We start from the raw sequence: 1,640 nt of genomic DNA on the forward strand, positions 1-1,640 counted from the left end.
TGCCGTGATGCTGACCGCTCTGCTGATGGTGTCGTACTTGCCGTTGCTGTCCGACTCCCTGCATGAGTACTTGTTCCAGAAAATCCAGGTAGGCGGCTGATCCACCAGCTGACAATCTGTGACAACGAAGGGGCCGCAAGGCCCCTTTTTTGTGCTCCATCGCAGAGCACAAGGATAAGCGACAGGATCGGACGTCCAAGACCTCGACACACGCTTGTCAGCCCCGTGGCAAACTGCATTGCCCTGACCAGTTAACCCCGGTTCACGAAACATGACAAAAGGGTGTGAACCCGTTTTGTCACACCGGTTTCCTAATCCGGTGGAATAGCGGATACTGTGGCTACTGGCTATTTCAGGGAGCTGGCTGATGAGTGAACACCCACAATCCCAATCACCCCGCGAGACAGAACCACTGCCCACCACGGTCAAACCGGCACTGCGTTTTCTGCTGTTCCTCGCTGGCGTGGTCGGGTTCATTGCCCTGTCTGCCTATGCGGTTGACCGGATGATCTACGGGTAACGCGCATGGCTACCGCAATGGAAAACCGGCGCCACCCCCGCATTCACCGGGAAGAAAGCCTTTCGCTCACCCTGCTTCCCAGCGGCTCGCTCTCTGTCAGCCCGGATGACCGCCTATACCTGACCAGCCACGACGTCTCGCTGGCAGGCATCAGCGTGGAACTCCCCGCCCCCATCAAGCCCAATACCGATGTAGAGCTGTGGGTTGCCCTGCTGGAAGAGCATGGCACCTACCATCTGTACGGCACCATTGCCTGGTGTGCCGCACCGGAAGGCCAGCTGTTGGCCGGCATTGCACTGGATCTGGAGCGTGCCGACGGCCGTTTGTGGGCGGCTCACTTCGACAACGACGGTTTCTTCAATGACTGATCCCCTGTTTCAACGGGGAATCCAGTATCAGCAATACCGCCCGACCTATCCGCCTTCGCTGTTTCAATGGCTGGCTAACTGCTGCCGTGATGCCTCGCAGGCGCGAGCGCTGGACTTGGGCTGTGGGACAGGACAGGCTGCCCGGGCACTTGAGCCCCACTTCAAACGGGTGATTGGCGCCGATATCAGTCTGAAACAACTGCAGGCGGCCCCTGCATCGAAAACGCACTTTCTGGCCTGCCAGGCCCATCAACTGCCTCTGGCCGCCAACTCTGTGGCGCTGATTACGGTGGCTCAGGCATTTCACTGGTTTGAACAGGAAGGTTTCTTCACAGAGGCGGAACGCTGCCTGCGCCCCGGCGGGGTGCTTGCTCTAATCAGCTATGGGCTCTGCGAGGTCGAGGGGCTGGGAGCACTGATCCGTGACTTTCACGACAGTCTGCTGGCACGCTGGTGGCCTGCCGAACGAACCCGGGTGGTGAGCGGTTATGCCGGCACAGAGCACCACTGGCCAGCCCTGCCCTTCCCTGACGACGCCATTACACGACAATGGTCCGCCACGGACATGCTCGGCTATCTGGATACCTGGTCAGCCTTGGTAAATGCCCGCAAGGCGGGAGAAGACCCGCTTGGGGAATTCCGGGAAACACTGCTCACGGCATGGGGCGAGCAGCAACGTACCGTACGCTGGCCGTTGAGGGTGAAGGCCTGGCGTAAGCCATAGCGCATCAAGGTGTCTCCGAATAACGCCT

The 1,640-nt window shown here is 59.6% G+C and carries 3 protein-coding genes; all 3 read left to right on the forward strand.

What is annotated here, in order from left to right; translation table 11 throughout:
- Positions 1–367: 367 nt before the first annotated feature.
- Genes Q672_RS34250 through Q672_RS30845 form a run of 3 tightly spaced genes read left to right on the forward strand, consistent with a single transcriptional unit; the run spans position 368 to position 1,612 of the window.
- Positions 368–520 carry a hypothetical protein gene (locus Q672_RS34250; protein ID WP_022986392.1) on the forward strand — a complete coding sequence of 51 codons (153 nt, stop codon included), beginning with the start codon at positions 368–370 and terminating at the stop codon, positions 518–520.
- Positions 521–525: 5 nt separating this feature from the next.
- On the forward strand, positions 526–888 hold the full coding sequence (locus Q672_RS30840) for a PilZ domain-containing protein (protein WP_031226927.1): 363 nt from the start codon (positions 526–528) through the stop codon (positions 886–888).
- On the forward strand, positions 881–1,612 hold the full coding sequence (locus tag Q672_RS30845) for a class I SAM-dependent methyltransferase (RefSeq protein WP_022986394.1): 732 nt from the start codon (positions 881–883) through the stop codon (positions 1,610–1,612). Before Q672_RS30840 ends, Q672_RS30845 begins: the two co-directional genes overlap by 8 nt.
- The last annotated feature ends 28 nt before the right edge of the window (positions 1,613–1,640 follow it).

Origin of the sequence: Alcanivorax sp. P2S70 (assembly GCF_000475295.1) — a bacterium.
Lineage (GTDB): Bacteria > Pseudomonadota > Gammaproteobacteria > Pseudomonadales > Alcanivoracaceae > Alcanivorax > Alcanivorax profundi.

Excerpts from the sequence above, each read along its gene's own strand:
- Q672_RS30840 (WP_031226927.1), top strand. The coding sequence starts at position 526 with ATGGCTACCGCAATGGAAAACCGGCGCCACCCCCGCATTCACCGGGAA.
- Q672_RS34250 (WP_022986392.1), top strand. The coding sequence starts at position 368 with ATGAGTGAACACCCACAATCCCAATCACCCCGCGAGACAGAACCACTG.
- Q672_RS30845 (WP_022986394.1), top strand. The coding sequence starts at position 881 with ATGACTGATCCCCTGTTTCAACGGGGAATCCAGTATCAGCAATACCGC.